Here is a 21,564-nt window from a genome sequence, read left to right as displayed (position 1 = left end):
CTTACTCGTCCTCCTGGCGGTTGAGCCGCTGGCTGATCACCTGGGTCACACCGGAGCGCATGGTCACGCCGTACAGGGCGTCGGCGACCTCCATCGTGCGCTTCTGGTGCGTGATGATCAGCAGCTGGCTCTTCTCGCGGAGCTGCTGGAAGAGGGTGATGAGCCGGCCCAGGTTGACGTCGTCGAGGGCCGCCTCGACCTCGTCCATGATGTAGAAGGGGCTGGGGCGGGCCCGGAAGATCGCGCACAGCATCGCGACGGCGGTCAGCGAGCGCTCGCCACCCGAGAGCAGCGACAGCCGCTTGATCTTCTTGCCCGGCGGCCGGGCCTCGACCTCGACGCCGGTGGTGAGCATGTCCTCCGGGTCGGTGAGCACGAGCCGGCCCTCGCCGCCCGGGAAGAGCACCTGGAAGACGGTCTGGAACTCGCGGGCCGTGTCCTCGAACGCCGACGTGAAGACCTCGAGGATCCGGTCGTCCACGTCCTTGACCACGGTGAGCAGGTCGCGGCGGGTGGCCTTGAGATCCTCGAGCTGGTCGGAGAGGAACTTGAACCGCTCCTCCAGCGCCGCGAACTCCTCCAGCGCCAGCGGGTTGACCTTGCCGAGCAGGGCCAGGTCGCGCTCGGCCTTGTTGGCGCGCTTCTCCTGGGTGGGGCGGTGGAAGGGGTACGGCTCCGGCGGCTCCTTGCCGTCCTTCTCCGCCTGCGCGGTCTCGGCGGCGGTCGGGGGCACGAGCTGCTGCGGGCCGTACTCGGCGACCAGGGTCTCGACGTCGAGCGAGAAGTCCTCGGCGGCCTTGGCCTCCAGCTGCTCGATGCGCATCCGCTGCTCGGCGCGGGCGACCTCGTCGCGGTGCACCTCGTTCGTCAGCCGCTCCAGCTCGGCGACCAGGCGCTTGGCCGTCGCGCGCACCTCGGACAGCTCGGCCTCCCGGGCCGTACGCGCGCGGGCCAGCTCGTCGCGCACCTCGACCGCGGCAGCCAGCGAGACCTGCACCCGGGCCAGCGCGGCGGCCGCACCCAGGGCGACGGCCCGCGCGATCTCGGCTCCCCGCGCCCGGGCGGCCCGGCGGGCGGCGGCGCGCTCCCGGGCCTGCCGCTCGGCGTTGGCCTGGCGCAGCAGCGAGTCGGCGCGGCCGGCGATGGACGAGACGCGCTCCTCGGCCGTGCGGACCGCCAGCCGCACCTCCATCTCGTTCTGCCGGGCCTGCGGCACCATGGCGGCGAGCTGGTCGCGTTCCTCGGTGGACGGCTCCTCGTCGATCGGGGTCGCCTCGGCCAGCCGCAGCCGCTCCTCCAGCTCGGCCAGCCCGGAGAGGTCCCGGTCGCGGTTGGCCTCGGCCTTCTGCCGGGACGCGCCGAGCCGCTCGGACTCCGCCTTCGCGGACCGGGCCGCGGCGCCCAGCTCGGCGAGGCGGCGGGCGGCCGCGTTGCGCTCGCCCTCGGCGGCCCGCTTGGCGGCGGCCGCGACGTTGACGGCTTCCTTGCGCTCGGCCACCTCGGCGCGCGCGTCGGCCAGCTGCGCCTTGAGGACGCCGATCTGCTCCTCGGCCGCCTCGCGGTTGGCGTGCGCCTCGTCGACGGCGGCCTGCACCTCGATGTAGCTCGTCGCCTTGCCCGAGCCGCCCGCCGCGGCGTGGGCCCCGAGGACGTCGCCGTCCGGGGTGACCGCGCGCAGCTCGGCGTTGCCCGCGACCAGCTGCGTCGCCGCGGCCAGGTCGGGCACGAGGACGACGTCGCGCAGCGCCCTGTTCAGCGCGGGGCGGATCGATTCCGGACACTCGATGACGTCCGGGGCCCAGATCGCGCCCTCGGGCAGGGCGGGCCGGAGCGCGTCCAGCGGGCCCTGCATGCCCGGCGCCGCGGGCGACGCCACGACCAGCGCGGCACGGCCGGCGTCGGCGATCTTGAGCGTACGCATGGCCTCGACGGCCTCGTCCACCCCGCTGAGCGCGACCGCGTCGGCCAGCCCGCCGAGCGCCGCGGCCAGCGCGGCCTCGTGCCCGGGGCGGACGGTCAGCATCGAGGCGAGGCTGCCCAGCAGGCCGGGGATCTGATCGGCCTTGCCCAACAGGGCGCCGGCGCCGTCCTTGCGCTTGAGCCCGAGGGCGAGCGCCTCCTCCCGGGCCTTCCAGCTCGCGGCGTCCTTCTCCGCGGCGCGCTCGGCGTCGGACAGCTCCTTGACCACGGCGGCGGCCCGGTCGTGCGCGGCGACGGCCTCGGCGTGCCGGGCGTCCAGCTCCACGTTGTCCCGGTCGGCCTCCGTGGAGACCTCGGCCACGGCGTCGACCTCGGCCTGCGCCGCCTCGGCCCGCATCAGGGCGTCGGTGTGCGCGGCCGCGAGGCGCTCGATCTCCTCGGCGGCGCTTCCCGTCCGGGCGCGGGCCGCGTTCACCTGCCCGGTCAGCTTGGCGAGGCCCTCCCGCCGGTCGGCGATCGCCTTCGCAGCCGTACGCAGCGCGCCCTCGGCCGCGGCCAGCTGACGCTCCAGCTCCTGGCGGTGCTCGACCGCCTCGGCGAGCCGCATCTGGTCCTCGGTCAGCGCCTCCCGGAGCTCCTCCTCCTGCTCCCGGACCCGCTCCGCCTCGGCCGCCAGCTGCTCGGGGTCCCGCCCGGGGCGCTCGTCGTCCGACGCCGCGGAGAGGTGCCGGTAGCGCTCGGCGGCCAGCTGCTCGGTGGACCGGAAGCGCTCCTGCAGCGCGGACAGCTTGTACCAGGTGTCCTGCGCGGCCTGCAGCAGCGGCGCGTCCTCGGCGTGCGCGGCCTCGAGGTCGGCGAGCATCCGCTGGACCTCGCGGTTCTCGTCCTCGACCTGCTGGCGCCGCTCGCGCATCGCCGACTCGTCGGCGATCTCCTTGTCCAGCGTGGTGCGCAGCGTGTGCAGGTCGTCGGCGAGCAGCCGGAGCCGGGCGTCGCGCAGGTCGGCCTGGATCCCCGCCGCCCGCCGCGCGACCTCGGCCTGCTTCCCCAGCGGCTTGAGCTGGCGGCGCAGCTCGGCCGTCAGGTCGTTGAGCCGGTTGAGGTTGGTCTGCATCGCGTCGAGCTTGCGGATCGCCTTCTCTTTGCGCTTGCGGTGCTTGAGGACGCCGGCGGCCTCCTCGATGAAGGCGCGGCGGTCCTCGGGCTTGGCGTGCAGCATCGCGTCGAGCCGGCCCTGGCCGACGATGATGTGCATCTCGCGGCCGATGCCGGAGTCGCTCAAGAGCTCCTGGATGTCGAGCAGGCGGCAGGAGTTGCCGTTGATCTCGTACTCACTGGCGCCGTCGCGAAACATCCGGCGGGTGATCGACACCTCGGTGTAGTCGATCGGCAGGGCGCCGTCGTTGTTGTCGATCGTGAGGGTCACCTCGGCCCGGCCCAGCGGGGCCCGGCCCGCCGTGCCGGCGAAGATGACGTCCTCCATCTTCCCGCCGCGCAGCGCCTTGGCCCCCTGCTCACCGAGCACCCAGGCGATGGCGTCGACGACGTTCGACTTGCCGGAGCCGTTGGGGCCCACCACGCAGGTGATGCCCGGCTCCAGCCGCAGCGTCGTAGCGGAGGCGAAGGACTTGAAGCCCTTGGCCGTCAGGGTCTTGAGGTGCACGGATCTCCGAGGGTCGGACGGGTTGGCTCGTGAGGGCAGGTTACCCGCCCGTTCCCCGCAGGTGTGCGCACGCCGCGCGTCCTGTTCCTGGCCTCATGAGCCTTTTCATCCCCTTCGTTCCCGTGGCGGCGCCGAGATGTCGCCCGACAGCGACGCCATCGATGCGTTGAGCGATCACGACGGCAAGAATTGGCACGCCGCCGAGGGCGTGGCCTCCGGGTGCCCCGTATCGCGATCGACGCTTATATCGAGCGCGCCGGGGGGACACCGCACCAACTCCTCCGGGGAGAAGGAAGGTCAGACGAATGGGCACGCTGCGAAGACCGGACTGCCCGCCCGCCGGCGGGCAAAAAGATGCGCGCCGCCACGGTCGGTGGAGGCGCGCTGGTGTTCTGTCGTTCGTGAGGGGCGGACGGGTGAGCGCCGCATGCTGGTCAGGCGGCGCCCCGGGGAGCTCAGGTGAGGGCGGGCTCGCTCAGCAGCCGCAGATCGTCGGAATCGGCGGACGCCGCCTCGAGCCGATCGTTCTCCGCCCGGAGACGGGTGACCTCGAACTCCAGAGCCTGCACCCTGGAACGCAGTCGGGTGACCTCGTCGAGCAGACGCCGATCGGGCGCCGCACCAACGTGGCCGTAGAGGGCCTTCGCCATGACTTCTCCTTGTGAGACGATGCGTCTCTTTGTCTTGAGCGCTGCCGTGTCAATCCGGCCAAACGCGCGCACAGTGGCATAGCACTTCCGAGCCCACGGACACGCGTAGGCACAGAGATCTGCCCTCAGGACAGTGCACGAGATGCAGATTTACCCGCGCTCACGAGACATGAGCGCAGATGGGCGCGACTGGCGACACTTCTATGGTGCGCCCATGTCCAGGGCTCGTCAAGCCGTGGCCCCCGCGCCGGCCCCCGTACACCAGTGAATCTCGCCACCCTGGCACGTCCACCCCGGTTGGATCAAGGGGTTTACGCCTTCCGGGGTCCCGCGGCCCGCATCCTGAAGCCTGCCTTAGGTCTTCCTTTCGGCGATTGGCCGGTGAGCGTGCGGCTGCTTACCGTGACGCCGATCGGCTCGCCGATCCCCTGGATGCCGGGCGCCAGTGGCGGGGTGCCCGGCATCCGCCGAACCCGGTGCGCCGCACAGGCAAGGGCCGGAACGGGTGAAATCCCCCGCACGGCAACGCCTACAAATGCCCCAAAAGGGAGCATAAACGGCGGCGGGACGGGCGGCTTCCCGTACCTTTTCGCCGCTGCTTCGTTGCAGCCATCGTGATATCACCCCCGACGTGCCCACGGTGCTGAGCGGCATGCGCATCTGTCTGCTCACCGGGGGCGGTTACCCGTTCCGCCGGGACGCCCTCGCCGGTTGGTGCCGCACCCTCGTCGACGGACTCGCCGGGCACCGCTTCCACCTCGTCACGGTGTCCGACCGCGAGCCGCTCGGCGGCCCCGCCTACCCGCTGCCCGCGCATGTGGCGTCGGCCGAGTGCGTGGTCCTGCCCCGGGACGCGACCAAGGGACACCGGGACGAGAACGCCGTCGCCGCCGCCGTGCTGCTCTGCCGCGGGCTGGTCGAACGGCGCGACGAGGACTTCGCCCGGGGCCTGGCCGCCCTCGCCAGCCTCGCCGAGAAGGCGCCGCCCCTGCACGCGGTGCCGCTGGCCGACGTCCTGCTCGACGCGTGGAAGGCGGGCCGGGCGACCGAGGACGGCGACCGCCTGCCGAAGCTGAGCGTGCGGGACGCCCGGACCGCGGTGACGCTGCTCCGGCACGCCGCGCGGGCGCTGGCCGTACCGGTGCCGGAGAGCGACCTGATCCACTGCGTGGGCGGCACGACGCCGCTGCTCGCCGCCCTCGCCGCGCGGTGGCGCACCGGGACGCCGCTGCTGCTCACCGAGGCCCGGGCGCCCGTGAGCCGGCCGCGGTCGAGCGAGGAGCGCCTCTCCCCCGCCGTGCAGACGGTGCTGCGGCGCTTCCGGCGGGCCGTCGCGCGTACGGGCTACGCGGAAGCCGGGCTGATCGCGCCGCTCAGCGAGTTCCACCACGCGTGGGCACTGCGGCACGGCGCCGAACCCGGGCGGCTGGTGCCCGTGCCCGCCGGCGTCGACCCGCGCGACTTCCCGAGCGCGCCGGAGGCCCGTACGGCCCCCTCGATCGTCTGGGCCGGCAACGGCGCCCCGGACAGCGGGCTGCCCAAGCTGCTGGACGCGTTCGGCCGGATCTCCACCGCCGTCCCGGGCACCGTCCTGCACCTGGTCGGCGTCGGCTCGACGCACGAGGACCACGCCGCCGAGCTGATCGACCGCACGGGGCTCGGCCGCGCCGTCCGGATGCACCCGATCCCGGCCGACCCCCGGTCCCGGTACGCCACGGGCCACCTCGTCGTGCACCTGCCCGGGCCGGCCGACCCGCCGTACCGGCTGATCGAGGCCATGATGTCGGGCCGCGCGGTGGTGGGCGTCGACGTCGGACCGGTCGCCGAGACGCTGGGCGATGCCGGGGTCGTCGTACCCGAGGACGATCCGGAGACGCTCGCCGGCGCCTGCATTTCCCTGCTCAAGGCGCCCGCACGCCGGCGGGCCCTGGGCGACGCGGCCCGGCGCCGGGCGCTGGCCTACTTCACCACCGACCGGGTCGTGCGGGCCTACGGCGCGCTCTACACCGACCTGGCGACCCCGCCCCCCGCACCCACCTACGAGCTGCCGCTGGCCGTCCCCGCACCCCGGGAGACCGAGCCCGCGACCTTGCGCTGGCTGGCCCAGGAAACGCTGACCCCAGGAGGATCCCCGTGAGGACCCTTTTCCCCCCGTACGCCCACCCGTCGCCCGGCATCGCCCTCGACGCCGACACCTGGCTCATCCAGGACCGGCCGGGCCGCCGCCGCAACCGGCACCAGCGCCTCGGCCGCGTCGACCTGGACTGGGGCGGGCGGTCGCTCGCCGACGTCCTCGCCGACGTGGACGCGTGGCGCGAGGAGGGTGCCGAGGGCCTGTTCCTGGACCGGGCGCCGGCCGGCGCGGGCGGCGTCGGCCCGGTGGCGCTGACCGTGCGGCTGGCGGCGCGCCGCGGCCTGCACCGGATCGTGCTCAACCCGGGCGTCCCGACCCACCCGCTCTACCGCGATCTGGGGGTGCGGATCTGCACCTTCGACGGGCCGTGGTCGGCCTATCAGGGGTGGGCGGGCGACGGGGTCCGGCCGGGCGACGGCCACCTCGTGCACGGCGTCCCGGTCGAGCTGCTCACGGCGGCCCGCCGGCTGATGGGCCGCCGGGGCGCGGGCTTCGGGCTGGCCACCGACGCCAGCCCGTATGTCACCGCAGGGACTTCCGGGGCCGTGGCTGGCACCGCGGACAGCTGTACGACGACCGGTTCATGAACTGCTCGCGGCGCATGGCCGTGCCACAGCGGTGGCACGGCAGCCCCTCGCGCCCGTACGCGTCGAGCGACCGGTCGAAGTAGCCCGACTCCCCGTTGACGTTGACGTAGAGCGCGTCGAAGCTCGTCCCGCCCGCCTTGATCGCCTCGCCGAGGATGTCGCGCACGTGCCCGAGCAGCCGCCGCACGACCGGCTTGGTCAGCGCGTCCGTCGGGCGGGCGCCGTGCAGCTGGACCCGCCACAGTGCCTCGTCGGCGTAGATGTTGCCGACGCCCGAGATCAGCGTCTGGTCGAGCAGGGCGCGCTTGACCTCGGTGTGCTTCGCGCGCATCCGCTCGGCGAACTGCTCGTCGTCGAAGAGCGGGTCCATCGGGTCGCGGGCGATGTGCGCGATCTCGTCCGGCAGCTCGGCGCCGCCCTCCGACACGGACAGCCCGCCGAACGTACGCTGGTCGACGAAGCGCAGCTCGGGCCCGTCGTCCGCGAAGGCGAACCGGACCCGCAGGTGCTTCTCGTCCGGCGCCCCGGGCGGCTGCATGAGCAGCTGGCCGCTCATGCCCAGGTGCGCGATGACCGCGTCGCCCGAGTCCAGCGGCAGCCACAGATACTTGCCGCGGCGCCGGGTGCCGGTGATCGTGCGTCCGGCGAGGACGGCGGCGAAATGGGCGTCGCCCGGGAGGTGGCGGCGGATCGCCCGGGGGTGGTGCACCTCGACGGCCGCGATCCGGCGGCCGGTGACCCACTTGTCCAGACCCATGCGGACGGTCTCGACCTCGGGAAGCTCAGGCATGTGCTCCTGCTCAGATCGTGTAGGGCCAGACTGCTACCAGATAGGCGCCGTACCAGAGGCCGAACAACGCCCACGCGCTGATCGCGAGGATCGCCACGCGGGGACGCGCCCGGGCCGCCGCGGCCACCGCCGGGAGCAGCGTCAAGAGTACGGGCAGCAGCAGCCGCGGCTTGGAGTGGTAATAGCCGGCCTGACCGTAGACGAGCACCATCGCGACGACCCCGTAGACGCCCAGCGGCAGCCACGGCCGGCCCACCAGCGCGACCCCCGCCGCCGCCAGGGCCGCGAGCAGGATCAGCGCCACGCTCATCGGCACCCAGCCGTCGGCCAGGGTCAGCGTGTCGGCCAGGAACGACACCGTGCTTCGCCCGAAGTCGGTCGACGTGCCCCAGCCCGCGGTCTGGATCTTGAACCAGGCGTCCCACTCGCCGACCCGCCAGCCGACCCAGCCCAGATAGGCCGGGACCCCCGCGAGCGCCACCCCCGCCGCCAGCAGCGGTGGCCACTTCCGGTCACCGGCGCGGACCGCCAGCAGCGCGGCGACGGCCAGGGCGACCGCCGCGGCGGCACCGGTCGGGCGGGTCAGCGCACAGCCGAGCCCGAGCAGGCCGGCGGCCCACCACACCTTGCGGTGCGCGGCCACCAGCATGCCGGCGAGCAGGGCGAGGAAGAGACTTTCCGTGTACGCCATCGACAGCACCACGGACATCGGCGCCCCGCAGCAGATGCCCACGAGCGCCCAGCCGGCCCGGCGACTCCGGAACAGGCTCGTGCCCAGCAGGTGCAGGGCGACGGCCGCCCCGACCGACGCGAGCCAGCTGACGGCGAGCGCCGAACTGCCGGCGTTGAAGCCCAGCGCCGACAGGACCCGGATCAGCGACGGGTAGAGCGGGAAGAAGGCGAGCTCGTTGCCCTCCAGGGCGCCCGTCGGGCCGTACGTGTAGCCCTCCGGATAGCCCTGGGCCACCCGCAGGAACCAGCCGCCGTCCCAGATGAGCAGGTTGGCGCGCAGGCCGGTGGGCTCGGCCGTGGCCCGGTCGAGCCCGACGAGCAGCAGCAGCTGAACTACCCGGGTCAGCGCGAGGATGCCGACGGCGATGCCGGCCCCGCGCCAGCGCCCGGCCAGGTCCCAGAGACGGTCCGTGGTGGTGGCCGTGGGGGCGTCGGCCGCCGTGGTGCTCACCCCTCAACTGCGCTTTCGGCTTTGTCGTCCTCGGCGTGGCCGCCCTCGGCCACCGGTTTGTCGTCTCCGGCGTGTCCCCCGCCTGCCACCGCGGGGGGCGGGGTCGCCGACTCCGCCCGCTCGGTCAGCGTGCGCCAGGCGGCCGCGGCGGCGCGCTGCTCGGCCTGCTTCTTGCTGCGCCCGTCCGAGCCGCCGTAGCGCTCGCCCGCGACGACCACCCAGGCGGTGAACGTCTTCGCGTGGTCGGGCCCGGCGTCGTCGATCACGTAGTCCGGGACGCCGAGCCCGAGCGCGGCCGTCAGCTCCTGCAGGCTGGTCTTCCAGTCGAGGGCGGCCCCGCGCCCGGCCGACTCCGCCATCAGCGGGTCGAACAGCCGGTGGATCACCTCGCCGGCCAGGTCCAGCCCGTGCTCGAGATAGATCGCCCCGAGCAGCGCCTCCAGGGTGTCCGCCAGGATGCTCGCCTTGTCCCGGCCGCCGGTCGTCTCCTCGCCCTTGCCCAGCAGCAGATGCGGGCCCAGCCCCTGCGGTCCGAGGGTCCGGGCGACGTCGGCGAGGGCGTGCATGTTCACGACGCTCGCGCGCAGCTTCGCCAGCTGGCCCTCGGGCAGATCGGGGTGGTTGTGGAACAGCGCCGACGTGATGACCACGCCGAGCACCGAGTCGCCCAGGAACTCCAGGCGCTCGTTGGTGGGCAGGCCACCGTTCTCGTAGGCGTACGAGCGGTGGGTGAGGGCGCGCTCGAGCAGGCCGGGCTCGAGGGGGACGCCGAACGCCTCCTCGAGCGGCTCGGTCGAGGGGCGTACCCGCCGTTTGTCGTTACTGCTCATGCACCACCTCTTGCACTGGGAGAACTCCTTCGGTCTTCGGTCGTTCCGTCATGTCCCGCGCCGGCCTGGCCCGCGGCGCCGCTTTCTCCGCCGCCGGCCTGGGGCTTGGCGCTGCCTTCTCCGCCGCCGGCCTGGGGCATGGCGCTGCCTTCTCCCCTGCCGGCCCGGGGCTTGGCGTCGGCCTCTTCCGCGCCGGCCGGGGTCGTGGCCCGGGCCGGCGCCCGAGTCGCGGTGTCGGTTGCTTGCGCCGCCTCCGCTGCTTGCGCCATCTCTGCTGCTTGTGCCGCCTCAGCTGCTTCCGCGCGGACCAGGGTGGCGACCTTCGGGACGGTGCCGATGCGGTGCAGGGCGGCGGCGAACGCGATGCCCGCGGCCAGGTCCGTTCCGCTCGCGGCACCGTGGCACACGACGACGAGGCCGCCGACACCGAGCAGCACGGCCGCGCGGGGCGGGGGCTCGCGGGGCGGGTCGGCGGGCGGGGGGCCGATCATCGCGTACGCGGTCTCGAGGCCCTTGAGCAGCACGTTGCCGGCGAATCCGTCGGTCACCACGACGTCGGCGACCGCGCCGGTGACCACGTCGTTGCCCTCGACCAGGCCGGCGTAGCGGGCGCCGCCGGGCAGCGTGATCTCGTCGAAGAGCTCGGGGGCGGCACGGCGCAGCCGGTCACCCTTGCCGGGCTCGGTGCCGATGGTGAGAAGGCCCACGCGCGGGGCGGCGATGCCGTGCACGGCGATGGCGTACGCGGCGCCCAGCCGGCCGTGCATCGCGAGGGTGTGCTCGTCGGGATCGACGGAGGAGCCGACGTCCAGCAGCACGACCCGGCCGGCGGCGCTGGGCAGCACGGCGGCGAGCGGGGGGCGGCGTACACCGATCAGGCGGCCGAGCGTGATGGCGGCCGAGGTGACGATCGCACCGGTGTCGCCGGCGGACACGACGGCGTCGGCCAGGCCGGCCGCGACGGCGCTCACGGCCGCGCGGACCCCGGGCTCGGCGAACTGCCGGGCGCGGCCGACCGCGGGCGCGTGGGCCGAGCGTCCGGCGGCGTGACCGTCGAGGTCGTCCGGGGCGGGCTGCACCGGGTGGAGGCGCACGCGGGTGCGCTGCTCCGGCGTCAGGGCAGCGAGAACCAGCTCGGCGGCCTCGATCGGGCCGACGAGCAACAACTGAAGGGCGGGGTCGGCCTGAGCGGCGCGCAGAGCGCCGTCAACCACGACGGCGGGAGCTTGGTCCCCGCCGAGGAGGTCGACGGCGATCCGCGCGGTGCCCGGCTCCCGGGCGGGGCCGGCCTGCTGGCCGCCCTCCGCCGGGTCCGGGACACCGGACGATCGCCGCTGCCCGGGCTCGACCCGCCCGCTGATCGGGCGCGTCACTCCGCGAGGCTCAGACCTCGACGACCTGACGGCCGTTGTAGGTGCCGCAGACCCCGCACGCGGTGTGCGGCAGGTGCGGCGACTTGCACTGGGGGCACTCCACGGTCTGCACCGCGGTCGCCTTCCAGTTCGCCCGGCGGGACCGGGTGTTGCTGCGCGACATCTTGCGCTTGGGGACGGCCACGGTACCTACTCCTCAGAATGACGCTGGTCGAGCGGCGAAGCCGCCTCAGCTGACAGGTTGCGCAAAGCGGCCCACCTGGGGTCGACGTCCTCGTGACTGTGGTCGGCCGGGAGGTCGTCGAAGTGCACCCCGCAGTCGGGGCACAACCCTGGGCAGTCCGGCCGGCAGACCGGGTTGGTCGGCAGTGTCAGCACCACCGCGTCCCGCACCGCCGGCTCCAGGTCGATCAGGTCGCCCTGCATCCGGCCCACCTCGTCCTCGTCCGTCGTCTCCTCCGTGGTGCTCTCCGCATAGGCGTAGAGCTCCGCGAGCGGAACGTCGAACGACTGCGAGATCTCGTTGAGGCAGCGCCCGCACTCACCCTGGAGTGAGCCACGGATCCTGCCGCTGACGTAAACGCCCTCGGAGACCGATGTCAGGCTCAGATCGAGCTCGACGTCGGAACCCTCGGGCACCGAGATCAACTCCAGGCCGAGGTCCGCCGGTGCCGGGATGACCCGCTTCAGGGCACGCGTCGCCCCAGGCTGGCGCGGGAGTTTCGTCGTGTCGACGACCAGCGGCATCCTGGGATCGAGGTGGTTCTGCGAAATCTTGGGCATCGTGAACTCTCAGCCATGGGTAGGCCGACAGGAAAGGTTACCTGAGCAGCGGGGGTGACGTCGAATCGCCCCGGGCGGCGGGCCGCACCCGGGTCGAGGGGAAAAGCCTACCCTGCCCGGCACCGGACAAATCGCCCGTTACGCCGCGCCTCGGAGTGACCTTCAGAACGGCAGCGGGCGCTCGTTCTCCTCGCCCTGGAAGGTGCCGATCTCGCGCAGGGCGTGCATCTTGTCGCGGCCACGCTCTATCGATGCCAGCGCCCGGGTGAGGAACTGCTCGAAGTTGGCCAGCGCGGTGTCGACGTAGTCGTCGACCTCCTCGCGCAGCCGCTGGGCCTCGGACCGCGCCTCGGCGATGATCCGGGCGCCCTCGTGCTCGGCCGAGACGGTGATCTCGTTGACCGACACCAGGCGGGCGTGCTCGGTCTCGCCCTCACTGACGATCCGGTCGGCCTCGCGCTTGCCGGCGTCGATGATCTTGTCCCGCTCCTCGAGCAGCGCCACGGCCCGGCGCAGGTCACCGGGGAGCTCCGAGCGCAGCTCGTCCAGAAGCGCGACCATCTCGGCCCGGTCGAACATGAAGTTGGTCCGGGACATCGGGACCGACCTCGCCTGCTCCACCAAGGAGATGATCTCGTCGATGCGGTCGAGCGGATCCACGGCGCCTCACTCCTGTCAGCTGCCACTCACACTGAGTGGTCCGATCACGGTAATGCCGAACCCGGCAGCCGGGCGGCGAAGGCCACGCCGTCAGTTTTGCCGCAGTCTCGTCACGAGCCGCTCCCGGACGAAGTCGGGCACGTAGGACGACGCGTCGCCGCCCCACTTGACGACGTCCTTCACCAGGCTGGACGAGAGGAACGAATAAAGGGGGTTGGTCGGCATGAACAACGTCTCCACGCCGGAGAGCCCGATGTTCATCTGCGCCATCTGCAATTCGTAGTCGAAGTCGCTCACCGCGCGCAGACCCTTGATCACCACGGCCGCCCCCTGGGCCCGGCAGAAGTCCACCAGCAGGCCGTGGAAGGACTCGACCCGCACGTTCGGGTACGGCGCCGAGGCCTCGCGGAGCATCTCGATGCGCTCCTCGATCGTGAACAGGCCGGTCTTGGAGTGGTTGATCAGGACGCCGACGATGACCTCGTCGAAGAGCCGGCTCGCGCGCCCGACGATGTCGAGGTGCCCGTTGGTGACCGGATCGAAGGAACCGGGACAGACCGCACGTCTCATGATCGGCGACCGTACCAAAGAGTGGTCTCGCCGTAGCGGCGGCTGCGATCCGCTGTGAGACCGTCCACCCAGCTCAATGGCTTACCCTTGACCGACGTACGGGACGATCGCTCGAAGGTCACCACCGCGTCGTCCGCCAGCCACCCGTTGGCCACGAGGGCCAGCTGCACCTCCTCGACCTCGTCGTCACCGACCGCGTACGGCGGATCGGCGAAGACGACGTCGTAGGGCCCGCCCTCGGGGGGCGCGGCGAGCAGCGTGAGCACCTTGCCGGTGACCAGGCGCGCGGCGTTGCCGGCCCGGAGCGCGACGATGTTGTCCCGGATCGCGCGGGCAGCCTTGGCGTCGGACTCGACGAGCAGCGCGTGGGCGGCCCCGCGCGACAGCGCCTCGAGCCCGATCGCCCCGGAGCCGGCGTAGAGATCGGCGATCCGGGCACCGTCGAGATCGGTCATGGTGCCGAGCGCACTGAAGTAGGCCTCGCGCACCCGGTCCGATGTGGGCCGGGTCTGCGCACCGGGCGGCGCGGCCAGCCGGCGCCCGCCGTGCGTCCCGGCGATGATGCGGGTCATCGAGCCCCCACGGCTTGTTGGAAGAGCACGCTGCGACGCTACTTCACCACCCCGGGCGCCCCACCGGAGAGTGAACTTTTCCCTCCGCTTCGTGCCCCGGAAACCACGTTGAGCAGCAGCACAACAGCAGCGCGTCCAACGAAGATCTCGAATATATAACAGTCACCTCGGAGCCAGCTTCGGGGTTCAACGGATCGGCCCGGCTCGCTATGGTCCCTGTGCCGCCGACGAAACGCTGTCGGTACGACGATGCGGGGAGGTATCGTCGCCGGCCCGCGCTGACAGCCCCTGTCGCGCGCCGGCATGCCGCCGACCCCGCGCCGTTCCCCTCGGTCCTCACCACAGGAGAAGGCGTGATCCTCCGCAAGTCCCCCCTGCGCCGCACGGCATCCATCGCCGCCGGCACCCTGCTCGGCCTGACGGGCGTGGCGTTCCTCGCCGGCCCCGCGAGCGCCCACCACACCACCCTCAAGCCCTCCGCCGCCTGCGTGAACGAGGACGGCACCTGGCAGGTCACCTGGACGGCCTTCAACAGCCAGGGCAACCTCGAAGCCAAGATCACCGACGTCAAGCTGACCGAAGGCAGCACCATCACCGGCCTCCTGAAGGACGCCGTGCTGCCGAAGGCGCCGGGCTCCCTCGAGGGCATCCAGCAGCTTCCCGCCTCGGCCGAGAAGGCCGAGGTCGGCATCACCGCGTTCTGGGACTACGAGCGCCAGGCGGACGTGACCAAGGGCGACGGCGGCGAGCTGCGCAAGCCCACCGAGAAGTGCGCGCCGGAGGAGAGCGAGTCGCCGTCCCCGTCGGCCTCCGCCTCGGCCTCGGCGTCGCCCGCCCCGTCGGCGTCGACCCCGACCAAGCCGGCGCCCTCGTCGCCCGCCACCCCGACCAGCCCGGCGCCGAGCTCCCCGGCCCCGAGCAGCACGGCCCCGTCGGCGCCCGCCGAGGAGCCGGAGTTCGTCTACGAGGCCGACTGCGACTCGGTCACCCTGGGCATCACGGTGCCGAAGAGCTGGCCCGAGGACGTCAAAGTGACGTTCGAGACCAGCACCGGGGTCACCAAGACCATCACCGGCAAGGTCGGCGAGACGACCAAGGTCGAGCTCCCCGCCACCGACGGCATGGAGATCACCGCCACGCCCGAGGGCTACGAGGACGAGGCCGCCACCATCACGTACGAGCAGCCCGCGGACTGTGACACCGCCGGCTCCGGCGGTGGCGACAGCGACGAGCCGACCCTGCCGCTGACCGGTGCGGCCGCCGGCAGCATCGCCGCCGGTGCGGTCGTGCTGCTCGGTGCCGGCATCGCGCTGTTCATCGTGGCGCGTCGCCGCAAGGTGAAGTTCACCGCCTGACGTAACGCCTGAGGCGCGCCGGCTCCCACCGAGCCGGCGCGCCTTTTCGTTGCCATAACTGTCCACATCAGACCGGCCGGGAACCCGTCTCCGCCGGTCCCGGCGACCGCCAGGCCCGTCGGTGGGCTGCTCGGACGCCGGGCAGGTCTGAGGACTCGCCCGGTCACCGGGCCCGCTCGAGCGCTGGACACGTCGGCGGGCTCGCTCGGTCAGCGGGCCCGGCGACGGGTCGGTCAAGCGCCGGACACGTCACCGGGCTCGCTCGGTCACCGGGCCACGGCAACGGGCCCGGTCAGGCGCCGGGCAGGTCGGTGGGCGGGGCGAAGGTGCCGTCCGGGCCGGGTTGCCAGTCGTGGACGGCGGCGACGGCGGCGACCGGGATGGGCGCGTAGAGGTGCGGGAACTGCATGCCGGACGGGTCCGGTGGGTCGCCGTCCTCCCACACCGGGGGTACGGGCAGCAGCTCCTCCCGCAGCACCAGCAGCACCAGGTCGGTGCGGCCGCGGGCGAGCAGGTTCGCCGGGACGGCCACCTGCTCCGGGGTGGACAGGTGGATGAAGCCCTGGCTCTCCAGGGACTCCGCGCGGTAGGTGCCCGTCTCGGCGGCCCGTTCCCAGTCGGCCCGCGGGCAGAAATGCAGGATCAACCCTTCTCCAAGTATTCGGCTCGGTCCTCGTCGACCAGCGCCGCGACCGAGGCCGCCAGCGCCGGGTAACGGGTCAGGTCGGGATCGTCGCCCACCAGCTCGGCCGCCTCGGCCCGGGCCTCCCGGATGAGGTTGCTGTCCCGCAACAGCGAGAGCAGGCGCAGGTGGCTGTGCTTGCCGGACTGCGAGGCGCCGAGGACGTCGCCCTCGCGGCGCTGTTCGAGGTCCAGCTCGGCCAGTTTGAAGCCGTCGGTCGTGGACGCCACGGCGGCCAGTCGCTCGCGGGCCGGCGTACCCTCGACCGCCTCGGAGACCAGGAGGCACACACCCGGCGCCGAGCCGCGGCCGACGCGACCGCGGAGCTGGTGCAGCTGGGAGACGCCGAACCGGTCGGCATCCATGATGATCATGACGGTGGAGTTGGGCACGTCCACGCCGACCTCGATCACGGTGGTGGCGACCAGCACGTCCAGCTCGGCGGCGGCGAAGCGGCGCATCACGGCGTCCTTCTCCTCGGCGGGCAGCCGGCCGTGCAGGACCCCGATCCGCAGCCCGTGCAGCGGCCCCTCCTCGAGGATCGGCGCCACCTCCAGCACCGCGAGCGGCGGCCGCCGGGCGGGCTCGTCGTCCTTCGGCGGCTCCCCGTCGTCCTCGGCACCGTCGGCGTCGCCGATGCGCGGGCAGACCACGTACGCCTGGTGGCCCTTCCGCACCTCCTCCTTCACCCGCTCCCAGGCCCGCGCGAGGAAGTCGGGCCGCTCCGGCGGGACCACGTGGGACGCGATCGGCGACCGGCCGCGCGGCAACTGCGACAGCGTCGAGGTCTCCAGGTCGCCGTACACGGTCATCGCGACGGTCCGCGGGATCGGCGTGGCGGTCATCACCAGCACGTGCGGCGGCGTGGCGGCCTTGGCCCGCAACGCGTCCCGCTGCTCGACGCCGAACCGGTGCTGCTCGTCCACGACCACCAGGCCGAGATCGTGGAAGTCGACACCCTCGTACAGCAGGGCATGGGTCCCCACGACGATCCCGGCTGTGCCGTCGGCCACCTTGGCGAGCGCGGCGCGCCGCCCCTTCGCCCCGAGCGATCCGGTGACCAGCGTCACCTGGGTCCCGCGCGGGTCGCCGTCGAGCTCCCCGGCCCGCCCGAGCGCCCCGAGCTGGGCGCTGATGCTGCGCTGGTGCTGCGTGGCGAGCACCTCCGTCGGGGCCAGCAACGCCGCCTGGCCGCCGGCGTCGACCACCTGGAGCATCGCGCGTACGGCCACCAGGGTCTTGCCCGACCCAACCTCACCCTGCAGCAGGCGGTGCATGGGGTGCGACGCCGCCAGATCCGCCGCGATCTCCTCGCCGACCCGCGCCTGGCCCTCGGTCAGCTCGTACGGCAGGGCGGCATCGAACGCGGCCAGGATGCCGTCCGCCTTCCGGGGCCGCGCGCGCCCCGGATCCGCGGCCGCCCGCGCCCGCCGCTGCGCGAGCGTCACCTGCACGGCGAACGCCTCGTCCCACTTGAGCCGGTGCTTCGCCCGGTAGAGGTCCTCCTGCGAGCTCGGCCGGTGGATCTCGTGCAGGGCCTTGCCGATGCCGATGAGGTTCCGATTGGCCCGGACCGCCCCGGGCAGCGGATCCTCCGGCGCCTGGAAGGTGTCGAGCACGGTCCGTACGCACTTCGTGATCGTCCACGTCGGCACGGCGGCCGCCGCGGGATAGACCGGAATCAGCGCCCCGGCGAACTCCTCGATCTCCTCGGCCGCCTCGTCCTGCGTCGCGTCGGCCTTGAGCAGCTGATAGGACGGGCCGTTGAGCTGCCGCTTCCCCCGGAAGTCGGTGACCTTCCCGGCGAAGAGCCCCCAGCGCCCCGGCGTCAGCTCCCGCTCGCGCCACGCCTGGTTGAAGAACGTGCACGTCAGCGTCGCGCCCGACCCGTCGCCGACGGTGATCTCCAGCATGGTGCCGCGGCGCTGGCGCATCGGGCGTACCGTCCGGCTGCGCACCTGGGCAAGCAGGGTGACCTGCTCGCCGATCTGGAGCTCGCGCAGGTCGGTGTGCTCGCCGCGCTCGTCGTAGCGGCGCGGGAAGTGATAGATCAGATCGCCCGCGGTGTGCAGGTCGAGATGGTCGGCGAGCGCCTTCGCGGTCCTGTCGCCGAGCACCTTCCGCAGCGGGGTGTCGACGGTCGTCGCGGTGGTCGTGTCGGTCATTCCACTCCAACAAGAAGGTGGTAGCGCGGCTGGCCACCCGCATAACACTGCACTTCCACGAAGGGCCACGCCTCGGCGACATGCGCGCGCAGGGCCGGTTCGAGGCTCGCGGGCGCGTCGGCGCCGAGCACGAGCGTCACCAGCTCGCCGCCGCCCCCGAGCATCCGGTCGAGCAGCCGCCGGCACACCTCCTCCAGCCCGCCGCCGATGAGATTGACCTCACCGTCCACGAGCCCGATCAGCTCACCGGGCCGGCACCGCCCCGCCACGGTCAACGCCTCCCGCGCGGCGGTCGTCACCTCGCCGTACCGGCAGGCCCCGGCCGCCTCGGCCATCGCGATCACGTCATCGTCGAAGCGGCGCTGCTCATCGCGTACGGCCAGGGCGGCAAGCGCCTGCACCGGCGAGCGCGTGGGCACGACGCTGACCCGCACCTCCCCGGGCCCGCCCGTCGCCTCCCGCGCGGCAGCCGTGGCGACCGCGTGCGTGTTGGCGTCGTTCGGCAGCAGCACGACCCGCCGCGCCCCGGTGGCCGCGACGGCCGCGAGCATCTCGGCGATCGACGGGTTCCGCTCGACGACGACCGCGCCCTCCGCCCGGAACAGACGCGCCAGACCCTCCCCGGCGGCGACCACAACCGCACCCCGGCCCGGGCGCTCCTCATGATGCTGCGCGGACAACGGCGTCACGGAGATCCGGTGCGGCCGCCCGGCCCGGATCCCGGCCTCGATCGCCGCCCCCACATCATCGACATGAACATGAACGTTCCAGGTGGGCGGCGCCCCGTCCCCCGTCCCGACGATCACCAGCGAGTTGCCGAGCCCGTCGAGCACCGTCCGCAACGTGGCGACGGCATCGGCCCCGGCATCGAGCAGATACTGCACCTCGTATCCGGGAGCGGGGTGCTCCCCACCTCCCGGGCCGATGTGCCGGCGCTCCGGCCCCGGGGCGGCCCCGGTCTCTTCGGGCCGCGCGCTCTGCTCCGTCTCGTCCGGTCGGGCCTTCTCCGGACCAGGGCCGGTGCTCAATGCCTCGACCAGGGCTTCGAGCAGGACCACCAGCCCCCGGCCACCGGCGTCGACGACCCCGGCGCGGGCCAGCACCGGAAGCTGCTGCGGCGTCCGGGCCAGCGCCTCGGACGCCGATCGCGCCGCGGCCCGCGCCACGGTCAGCAGGTCGTCGGACTTGATCCGGCTGGCCCCCTCGGCCGCGGCAGCCACCACCGACAGAACAGTGCCCTCCACCGGCCGGGCCACCGCCGCGTAGGCCGCCTCACTCGCCTTCCGCAGCGCCCGGGCCAGCTCCGCGCCGCGCACCGACGCCTTCTCCGCGAACGCGTCCGCCATCCCGCGAAGAATCTGCGACACGATGACGCCGGAGTTGCCCCGAGCCCCGAGCAGCGCCCCGCGAGCCATGCGCCGCATCACCCGCCCGAGCGCCGCGCCCCGGACGCCGGCCTCCCGGCCGGCCACGATCTCCCCGGTGACCACCTCATCGGCCGCACCGGTGACAGCGTGATCGGCGCCGACGGACCGGGCATCGGCGTCCGCTGCGATGCGGATCTCCACCGCACCGCCGGCGCCGCCCGGGTGGGTCACGCCACTTACACCTGCAGCGCCGCTCGCACCTGCGGCGCCGCCCGCATCCTCCGCGCCGCCCGCATCCTCCGCGCCGCCGTGGGTGGCCGCGTCGCTTCTGCTCACCGCGCCGCTCCGGCCTGCCGTGCCGCCACTCCGACCTGCCTTGCCGCCGGTGCCTTCCTCGGCGTCGGCGGCCTTGGGGTCGGCGGCCTCGGCGGCGACGGCTTCGAGGTCGGCGGCCTCGGCGGCCTCGGCGGCCTCGGCGTCGTCGGCGGTGGCTTCGGCGTCGTCGGCTTCGAGGTCGGCGGCTTCGGCTTCGGCGTCGGCGGCTTCGAGGGCTTCGTGGGCGGAGGTGAGGGTGAGCACGAGGTTGGTGCCGGTGTCGCCGTCGGGGACCGGATAGACGTTGAGCTCGTCGATCTCGCGCTGGTGCGCCCGGAGCGCGGCCAGCCCAGCACCGCACCAGCGGCGCACGGCGGCGGCATCCAGGGTCTCCAGCACGCGAAAAGCCTACTAACGCCCACCGACATTTGCCGGGTGCCGACGGGCCCTCCCGGGGCGATTGGCTGTTCGGGCGGGGCATCGGGTAACCTGGCTGGGTTGCCCGGTCGCACTCTGTCCGGGGCACCCTCAGTTCGCAGCCGGCCGTCGTGTTCCGTTGGCCGGCGTATCAATCCCAGGAGTACCCCGTGGCTAGCGTGTGCGACGTCTGTGGCAAGGGACCGGGCTTCGGCCACAACGTGTCCCACTCGCACCGGCGGACCAACCGCCGCTGGAACCCGAACATCCAGTCGGTGCGCACCCCGGCCGGTGGCGGCAACACCAAGAAGCTCAAGGTCTGCACCTCGTGCATCAAGGCCGGCAAGGTCGTCCGCGCCTGACGACTCGATCGCGCGTCACTTCCGGTGACGCCTGATCGACCGAAGGCCTGACACCTGTTCGGTGGAGTGTCGCCCACGAGCGACGTCCCCCGTGCCGGTCCGGCCAAGACACCACCGTAGCCGCCGGGTCCCCGTGACCCGGCGGCTACGTTTGTTGCCGACGTGCCCCCAACCCACCGGATTCGCTGCCGTGCACACCGGCCGGTGTCGCCGACGCGCACACGAATCGGTGCTGCCAACATGCCCACAATCCACCGCAGTTGCGGGCGTGCACCCCGCCGGTGTCACCGGCGCGCACACGAACCGGTTGCCTACGGGCACAGGACGCACCGTTATTGCCGGCGGGGAAACGACGCACCGGACACATACGGCGGGCCCGCCTCGGCTAGCGCATCGCCGAGCGCCCGAGCACTCAGGTGTCGCCTCAGGCCGCGGCCACGGCCACCGGCGTCGGATGCAACCCAAGCCCCGGTGACGCCCAGCCTCGGCCACGCCTGAGCCCGGTTCCGGCACATTTGTGCGGGCTGCGACGGGGTTCGTCGAGGTCGCGCGATCGGCGTCGGAGAGCGCTCAGGCGGGCGGGGGGAGCGCGGTGGAGCGGGTCCGTTAGAGGGGCTTGGCGTAGGAGAGGACCCCGTCCTCACCCTTGTAGTAGCCGAAGTCCTCGATGCGCTCGTAGCCGCACTTCTCGTACAGGGCGATCGCCTCGGGCTGCTTGTCGCCTGTCTCGAGGATCACGCGCTCATAACCGCGCTCGCGGGCCGAGTCCTCGATCGCGGCCAGGACCTGGCGGGCGACGCCCCGGCCGCGGGCTGCCTCGATGGTGAACATGCGTTTGAGCTCGGCGTCCCTGCCGTGGGTGCGCCAGCCGGCGCAGCCGAGGAGGCGGCCCGTCTCGTCGCTGGCCACGAGGAAGGCGCCCGTCGGGGATGTGAAGTCGGCCGGATCGACGGGTGTGTCGTCGCCGCTGCCGCCGTACCTCTTGCTGAGCTCGGCCATCGCGAGGGTGACGAGGGCCTGGGCCGCGGGCTCGTCGTAGCGGGCCTCGCGGATGTTGATCTTTTCCACGTCCACCCACGCTAGCCGACCCGGAGCCTCTCCCGCTCCCCCACGTGAGCACCCCCACGACCCCTCGGACCAGGCCCGGCACGCGGAGACCACGCGCGGCCCGGCCTTCCCGCCTCGG

The 21,564-nt window shown here is 73.1% G+C and carries 18 protein-coding genes and 1 pseudogene; 4 read left to right on the top strand and 15 right to left on the bottom strand.

What is annotated here, in order from left to right; all coding sequences use genetic code 11:
• Position 1: 1 nt before the first annotated feature.
• Together smc and RBH18_RS00870 are read right to left on the bottom strand one after the other, a co-directional pair.
• Entirely contained in the window at positions 2 to 3,583 is a 3,582-nt protein-coding gene (gene smc / locus RBH18_RS00875; RefSeq protein ID WP_306203840.1) for a chromosome segregation protein SMC, read from the bottom strand.
• A gap of 455 nt (positions 3,584 to 4,038) precedes the next feature.
• Positions 4,039 to 4,233, bottom strand: coding sequence for a hypothetical protein (locus RBH18_RS00870; RefSeq protein WP_305782900.1), 195 nt, complete (start codon positions 4,231 to 4,233; stop codon positions 4,039 to 4,041).
• Between the two features lie 631 nt (positions 4,234 to 4,864).
• Between RBH18_RS00870 and RBH18_RS00865 the strand changes: the two genes are divergently transcribed.
• Together RBH18_RS00865 and RBH18_RS00860 are read left to right on the top strand one after the other, a co-directional pair.
• Positions 4,865 to 6,370, top strand: a complete 1,506-nt coding sequence (locus RBH18_RS00865) for a DUF3492 domain-containing protein (RefSeq protein ID WP_306203838.1) — start codon at positions 4,865 to 4,867, stop codon at positions 6,368 to 6,370.
• On the top strand, positions 6,367 to 6,954 hold the full coding sequence (locus RBH18_RS00860) for a Spherulin-4 (protein WP_306203837.1): 588 nt from the start codon (positions 6,367 to 6,369) through the stop codon (positions 6,952 to 6,954). Before RBH18_RS00865 ends, RBH18_RS00860 begins: the two co-directional genes overlap by 4 nt.
• Here RBH18_RS00860 and mutM read toward each other — a convergent pair.
• The 9 genes and pseudogenes from mutM to rsmD form a co-directional block, all read right to left on the bottom strand.
• Positions 6,890 to 7,744, bottom strand: a complete 855-nt coding sequence (mutM, locus tag RBH18_RS00855; RefSeq protein WP_306203836.1) for a bifunctional DNA-formamidopyrimidine glycosylase/DNA-(apurinic or apyrimidinic site) lyase — start codon at positions 7,742 to 7,744, stop codon at positions 6,890 to 6,892. The two genes, RBH18_RS00860 and mutM, sit on opposite strands and share 65 nt — an antisense overlap.
• A gap of 10 nt (positions 7,745 to 7,754) precedes the next feature.
• Positions 7,755 to 8,927, bottom strand: a complete 1,173-nt coding sequence (locus tag RBH18_RS00850) for a glycosyltransferase family protein (protein WP_306203835.1) — start codon at positions 8,925 to 8,927, stop codon at positions 7,755 to 7,757.
• On the bottom strand, positions 8,924 to 9,757 hold the full coding sequence (gene rnc, locus RBH18_RS00845; RefSeq protein ID WP_306203834.1) for a ribonuclease III: 834 nt from the start codon (positions 9,755 to 9,757) through the stop codon (positions 8,924 to 8,926). Before rnc ends, RBH18_RS00850 begins: the two co-directional genes overlap by 4 nt.
• 284 nt (positions 9,758 to 10,041) lie before the next feature.
• Positions 10,042 to 11,013: pseudogene (locus RBH18_RS00840) on the bottom strand (phosphate acyltransferase PlsX); the annotation flags it as partial.
• Positions 11,014 to 11,140: 127 nt separating this feature from the next.
• On the bottom strand, positions 11,141 to 11,314 hold the full coding sequence (rpmF, locus tag RBH18_RS00835; RefSeq protein WP_067505321.1) for a 50S ribosomal protein L32: 174 nt from the start codon (positions 11,312 to 11,314) through the stop codon (positions 11,141 to 11,143).
• Positions 11,315 to 11,319: 5 nt separating this feature from the next.
• Entirely contained in the window at positions 11,320 to 11,913 is a 594-nt protein-coding gene (locus RBH18_RS00830) for a YceD family protein (protein ID WP_306203833.1), read from the bottom strand.
• 162 nt (positions 11,914 to 12,075) lie between these two features.
• Complete coding sequence (locus RBH18_RS00825; RefSeq protein WP_306203832.1) at positions 12,076 to 12,573, bottom strand: ATP synthase subunit B family protein; 498 nt, start codon at positions 12,571 to 12,573, stop codon at positions 12,076 to 12,078.
• Positions 12,574 to 12,663: 90 nt separating this feature from the next.
• Positions 12,664 to 13,143: a pantetheine-phosphate adenylyltransferase gene (gene coaD, locus RBH18_RS00820; RefSeq protein WP_305782909.1), complete on the bottom strand. Its 480-nt coding sequence runs from the start codon at positions 13,141 to 13,143 to the stop codon at positions 12,664 to 12,666.
• Positions 13,140 to 13,715 (bottom strand): 16S rRNA (guanine(966)-N(2))-methyltransferase RsmD, encoded by a 576-nt coding sequence (gene rsmD / locus RBH18_RS00815; protein WP_306203831.1) that lies wholly within the window; start codon positions 13,713 to 13,715, stop codon positions 13,140 to 13,142. The genes coaD and rsmD overlap by 4 nt, the downstream gene beginning before the upstream one ends.
• 353 nt (positions 13,716 to 14,068) lie before the next feature.
• On the opposite strand from rsmD, the gene RBH18_RS00810 reads away from it, so the two are divergent.
• Entirely contained in the window at positions 14,069 to 15,070 is a 1,002-nt protein-coding gene (locus RBH18_RS00810; RefSeq protein WP_306203830.1) for an LPXTG cell wall anchor domain-containing protein, read from the top strand.
• A 292-nt stretch (positions 15,071 to 15,362) separates the two neighbouring features.
• On the opposite strand, the gene RBH18_RS00805 is transcribed toward RBH18_RS00810, so the two are convergent.
• The 3 genes from RBH18_RS00805 to RBH18_RS00795 are packed head-to-tail and all read right to left on the bottom strand — an operon-like array spanning position 15,363 to position 19,998.
• Positions 15,363 to 15,716, bottom strand: coding sequence for a DUF952 domain-containing protein (locus RBH18_RS00805; protein WP_306203829.1), 354 nt, complete (start codon positions 15,714 to 15,716; stop codon positions 15,363 to 15,365).
• Positions 15,713 to 17,917, bottom strand: coding sequence for an ATP-dependent DNA helicase RecG (recG, locus tag RBH18_RS00800; RefSeq protein ID WP_306203828.1), 2,205 nt, complete (start codon positions 17,915 to 17,917; stop codon positions 15,713 to 15,715). Before recG ends, RBH18_RS00805 begins: the two co-directional genes overlap by 4 nt.
• Positions 17,914 to 19,998: a DAK2 domain-containing protein gene (locus RBH18_RS00795; protein ID WP_306203827.1), complete on the bottom strand. Its 2,085-nt coding sequence runs from the start codon at positions 19,996 to 19,998 to the stop codon at positions 17,914 to 17,916. The genes recG and RBH18_RS00795 overlap by 4 nt, the downstream gene beginning before the upstream one ends.
• A gap of 188 nt (positions 19,999 to 20,186) precedes the next feature.
• On the opposite strand from RBH18_RS00795, the gene rpmB reads away from it, so the two are divergent.
• Complete coding sequence (rpmB, locus tag RBH18_RS00790) at positions 20,187 to 20,378, top strand: 50S ribosomal protein L28 (protein ID WP_023561910.1); 192 nt, start codon at positions 20,187 to 20,189, stop codon at positions 20,376 to 20,378.
• 606 nt (positions 20,379 to 20,984) lie between these two features.
• Here rpmB and RBH18_RS00785 read toward each other — a convergent pair.
• On the bottom strand, positions 20,985 to 21,446 hold the full coding sequence (locus tag RBH18_RS00785; protein WP_306203826.1) for a GNAT family N-acetyltransferase: 462 nt from the start codon (positions 21,444 to 21,446) through the stop codon (positions 20,985 to 20,987).
• Positions 21,447 to 21,564 lie beyond the last annotated feature (118 nt).

This window comes from Actinoplanes oryzae, assembly GCF_030757795.1.
GTDB lineage: Bacteria > Actinomycetota > Actinomycetes > Mycobacteriales > Micromonosporaceae > Actinoplanes.
This window is presented reverse-complemented; position numbering and strand designations above follow the sequence as displayed.